The organism is Pseudomonas sp. P5_A2_2 (genome assembly GCF_054177685.1).
In genome coordinates, this window is sequence record NZ_JBGCUL010000418.1 from 1 (window position 1) to 5,199 (window position 5,199).

The 5,199-nt window shown below is 64.0% G+C and carries 3 protein-coding genes; all 3 read right to left on the minus strand.

Annotation, left to right across the window (positions count from 1 at the left end):
- On the minus strand, window positions 1-2,497 hold a 2,497-nt coding region (locus ACXRVY_RS19590; RefSeq protein ID WP_458238031.1), incomplete at its 3' end, for an AAA family ATPase.
- Window positions 2,494-3,738, minus strand: a complete 1,245-nt coding sequence (locus ACXRVY_RS19595) for an exonuclease SbcCD subunit D C-terminal domain-containing protein (protein ID WP_223463795.1) — start codon at window positions 3,736-3,738, stop codon at window positions 2,494-2,496. The genes ACXRVY_RS19595 and ACXRVY_RS19590, both read right to left, overlap by 4 nt.
- 163 nt (window positions 3,739-3,901) lie before the next feature.
- Window positions 3,902-5,199 (minus strand): BatD family protein (locus ACXRVY_RS19600; protein WP_458238032.1); only part of this gene is annotated, 1,298 nt, incomplete at its 5' end.

Genomic DNA, 5,199 nt, shown 5'->3' on the forward strand with positions numbered 1-5,199 from the left:
TTTGCTGGCGATCCTGTTCCTTCTCCAGGTTTTGCTGGCGCTGTTGCTGCTCGGCCAGTTCTTCCTTTTGTTGCTCGAGTTGCGCCAGGCGCTCGGCGATCTGCCGGTCGAGCTGCATGAAGGTCGCGGCCGGCTCGACGCGCAGCGCTTGCAGGGTCTCGGCTGGCAGCAGATGGGCGAATGCGCTGARTTCTTCGTCCAGACGCTGGCGGTCGTTGCCCAGTTCGCGCTGTTGATTGCTCAGGTGCTGGGCCGCTTGCTGGTGCGCGGTTTCGGCATGGCGCAGTTGCTGGGTCAGGCGTGCGGCATCCTGTTGCAGGGTGAGCAGCGCGCTCTGCCGTTGCTCGTCCTGGCTGATGCTCTGGTTGAGCTGGCTGTTTTGCTGAATGAGCCAGGCATCGCGTTTGGCGGCATCCTGATTGAGCAGTTGGGCAGCCAGCGGATGCGCTTCCAGGCTTGGGGCGAGGGCCTGCTGCTGAGTCGCCAGTTGCTCTTGCTGTTGCAGCAGTTCCTTTTGCTGGGCGATCAGCCCGCCGACTTCGGCGCGCAAGTCGGTGAGTTTTTCCTTGAGCAGGTCAACGGCCTTCTGCGCGTTGGCCTGTTCGCTTTCATCAAAACGGCCGAGGCTTTGCAACAGGGCTTCGGGCTGATGATAGGGATGCTCGTTGCTGCCRCAGACCGGGCATGGCTGGTCGTCCTGCAACTGCGCGCGCAGCTCTTCGACACTGGCACTGCGCGCCAGACGCTGGCGCTCCAGCAGTTCGCGGGTGACGTTGAGGGTCTGTTCGGCAACGCTCAAATCAGCCTTGGCCTTGACCCCATCCTGGGTCAGGCGTTCACGTTCCTGCTGCGCGGTGAGCTGGCGTTGTTGCAGCTCGGCGCCGCGCTTGTCCAGGTCCTGCTGGCTGGCCCATAGGCGCGCAAGGTCTTCGACGGCGCGCAGTTGCTTGCGGTTGTCCTGCAACAGGCTGCCCAGAATACCGATCTGCTCGGCGACGGCATCCGGTTCGGCGCCGGCCTCCTTGAACAGCACCTCCAGTTGCTGCTTCTGTGCGCTGTGCGTTTGTTCGGTGCTCGTGGCGTTTTGTTCGAGGCTGGCCAGTTCGGCCTGACCCTGATTCAACCGGTTGCCGATCAGCACCAACTGTTGCAGGCGATCACGGTAGGCATTCCAGGCATCGCTCAGCGGAGCCAGATGCGTGCTTTGCTCCAGCTCGGTGGCGATGCGCTGCAAGTCCCCGGCGCCCCGGGTTTGCTGATCGAGCAAGGTCTGAATCGTGCTCTGGCCCTGGCCGCAGGCCTGCTCGGCATTTTGCTTTGCCTCGGCACTGAGGGCGGTGTCCTTGGCGAGGCGGGYGAGGGTGCTTTGCGCTTCGAAGGCCTGGCGCAGTAGCGGCGCGCTGGCGGTTTGCCGTTGTTGCGCTTCGTTCAACGCGATCCGGGCGGCGCTAAGCTGTTGCTCGAGCTGCGTCTGACGCTCGCCGAGTTCGCCGTGCTGCTGCGTGTGCAAGGCAATTTGCGCCGCCAAGGGTGTCAGCAGCCCCTCGACCTCGGCTTTACGGGCGAACTGGTGCCGTTGCGGGGCCAGCTGTTCGAGGCGGGTGAGCCTCAAGCGCTCACTGGCCAGGGCCTCCCAGTGGGTCTGTGCCGATTGCAGTTGTTCGCTGGCGGCCAGATGTTCGTCCTGCAATCGACGCAGGTCCTTGAGCCAGGTGTCCTGCAGTTCAAGCTGTTTGAGCTGTGCCTGTTGGGTCTTGAGTTGTTGTTGCGCCTGGTTGAAGCGCTCATCCAGTTCTGCGCGGGCTTCGGGCGACAGCGGCGTCACACCGCTGGCCTGATCCTGCAGCAGCTTGTGCGCCTCGCGAGCCTCTTTGGTCTTGTCGAAGGCCCGACGACCGAGGCGGGTGTAGAGTGCCGTGTCGGTGAGTTTTTCCAGCAGTTCGCTGCGGTCGTTGTCATCGGCCTTGAGGAACGCACTGAACTCGCTTTGCGCCAACATCACCGCGCGGGTGAACTGTTCGAAATTCAGCCCCAGCGCAGCTTCGAGCTGAGTCTTGTATTCGCCTTTCTGGCTGGCGAGCAATTGATCCTGATCGATGTCACGCAAGCTCTGGCGGCTGGCCTGCAGCTTGCCGGCGGCCTTGTCCCGGGCGCGATTGGCTTCCCAACGGGCGCGGTAGCGGCGGCCGTCGACACCGACGAAATCCACTTCCGCATAGCCTTCACCCGTGCCGCGACGCAGCAGGGTGCGCGGGTCGCCGGTCGCGATTTCGCCATCGGCGTCCGGCACCTTGGCGTCACGGCCGGTGTTGTTCAGGCGCGGCACGGCGCCAAACAGCGCCAGGCACAGGGCGTCGAGCAGGGTGCTTTTGCCGGCGCCGGTGGGGCCGGTGATGGCGAACAGTCCGGCACTGGCCAAGGGTTCGGCGGTGAAGTCGATTTCAAATGGCCCGGCCAGGGAGGCGAGGTTTTTCAGGCGGATCGCGAGGATTTTCATGGTTGTTCGCTCTCCATCTGTACGTCCTGCAACAGCTCGGCAAAGTCCTTGAGGGTCTGTTCGTCGACCTCGCTGCCATAGTTGTCCTGCCAGGCGCGGCTGAACAGTTCCTGAGGCGTGAGCTGGTCCAGTTCGATCAGCGTGCTGTTTTCGTTGGCACCGTCACGGCCACCGTTACCGGCGTATTCGGCGGCGATGCGCACCAGGCGCACGGCCTTGCCTTGCAGGGCGGTTTCCACTTGATTGCGCAGGTCGGGCTGCGGTTCATCGAGGCGCACCCGCACCTCCAGCCATGGCTGGCGCTGGATCTCGGCCAACAGGTCGATGTTCGGCAGGTCCGCCAGTTGCAGCAGGATCTCGCTCAATGGCGCCGGGCCGATACGTTGCAGGTTGACCGCGCGGGGGATCAGCTTCGGCTCGACGCTGAGCAGGGTTTCGCCGTCGAGATTGATGTCGAGAATTTGGTGCTGATAGCTGATCTCGGAGAACGACAGGGGGATCGGCGAGCCGCTGTAGCGGATGCGCTCCTCGCCGTTGACCTTCTGCGGCTTGTGCAAGTGGCCGAGAGCGACATAGCTGATGCTCGACCCGAACAGGCTGGCGGGCAGGGCCTCGGCATTGCCGATGATCAGGCTGCGCTCGGAGTCTTCCGACACCGAGCCGCCGGCCATGTGTGCGTGGCTGATGGCGATCAGTGCCTGGCCCGGCTGGCGCTTGGCGTTGGCCGCTTCGATCAGCCACTCATGCACCTGACCGATCCCGCGCAAATAGTTGTCGCCCAAATGCGCGCCGGTGACTTCCGCCGGGCGCAGGAATGGCAGCGCCAGGCACCAGCCGGCGACTTCACCACTGGCATCCGGCAAGGGCAGCAACAGGCGCTCGGCGTCCAGTTGCCCGTCATCCAGCCACAGCACGCGGCCGAGCGCATGAGTGCGCAAGCGGCGCATCAACGGTGCGGGCAGTTCGATCCGCGAGCCGGAATCGTGGTTGCCGGCAATCATCACGATGGTCAGCAACGGCTGCTGTTCGTGGGCGCTGACGATGAAGTCGTAGAGGCGCTCCTGGGCTTTGACCGGCGGATTGACCGTGTCGAAGATATCGCCAGCGATCAACAGCACATCCGGTTGATCCAGTTTCAGCTGGCGCAACAGCCATTCGAGAAAACAGCCGTGTTCGAAATCGCGATCCTGGCCGTGCAGGTTCTGCCCGAGGTGCCAGTCGGAGGTGTGAAACAAGCGCAAGGCGGACTCCGCTACAAAATAGGTAATGGCCGCGGGAAAAATGAAGGCGGCGAAAGGGGGGAGAGTTTACTGGTAAAAAAGTCTGGTCGCTGCATGGATGTCTTCGAACCGTACACCTGTGGCGAGGGAGCTTGCTCCCGCTGGGCGCCACAAGGGTCGGTGTTTACTTGGGATAAAGCGGCGGCAACCCACTCTCACCAACCGGATCCTGCACCCGTTCGGCCATCGGGATTGCCTTGATCGCCCGCCACAACTCCTCACCTTGCCAGTACTGGCCGGTTTCGCTGTACAGCGCGCCGTTCAGGCCGTCGAGGGCGTCGGACAGTGGCACGAAGCGGGCGGCCATGTCGGCCAGGGTTTCCGGTTGTTGCCGGGCCCAGGCGTCGAGGGCCTGGCGGGTGGCGTGGGAGTCGTTGGCCTGGCAGGCGCGCTTGAGGTCGTCGAGTACGGTGCGTGGGCTCGGGCCGGTTTGCGCGACACGCGCCACCGCCGGTTGCCAGCGGCCACGCCACCAGAGGCCGAAGCCGAGCAGGGTGGTGCAGGCCAGGATCAAGGTGCTGAGCTTCCAGCGCCAGAGCGCTTCGCTGTCGGCGCTGGCATCGATCGGTGAGGCGCCGGACGGGGTGTCCACCACCAGGCTCGGATTGGCCGCCACGTGCAGCGTGCGAGCCGGCAGGCTGCTGTGTTCCAGATGGTCTTCAAAGGTGTTCCACCAGACCAGGTCGACGGTGGGCAGCTCGATGGCGCCGGTCCGTGTCGGCACCAGGGCCTCGCGGTCTTCACGACTGCCGACCAGGCCGCGTTCGCTGTTCTGGTTGCCGAGCACCGGTTGATCCGGATAGCGGCGCAGGCCGCCGACATCGGTGCCGGGCAGTGGTGGCAGTTGGGTGCTGGACAAGCCTTCGGCCGTCACTGTCAGGCTGCGGGTCAGTGAATCGCCGACCTGGGTGTGGTCCGGCTCCGGGTTCCAGCTTTCGCTCAGGCTCAGGCTGCGCGCAGGCAGCCAGGGTGCGTCGGCCGGATAGGTGATGGGTTTGGCCTTGACCGTCAACAGTAGTTCGGTCGAGGTGACGGGCATCAGCTTGCCGGATTTCGGCCCTTGGGCGGCGTCCTGGGTCGGTTGCGCATCGACCAGCGCGGCGTTGAAGATCTGCGCCGGAATGATCAGTTCGCCACTGTGTTGCGGGTAGATCGCATAGCGCATTTCGATCACGCCGTGGCGCTGACCATCGATGTCTTTTTCGTAGGTGCGTGAGTCGCCCAATTGTTCGATGCGCGCATCTGGTATCTGCAAGGGGGGCAGGCTGCTGTCGTCGTACAGCGACACCGAATGGTAGATACGCAGGGTCAGGACCGCCTGAGCCTGAACGTACACACTGGTTTGATCGAGGCTGGCATCGATGAACACCGGGGCCCGTTTGTTCGAGTTGTCCGGTGTTTCGCTCTCGACCACTTGCAGGG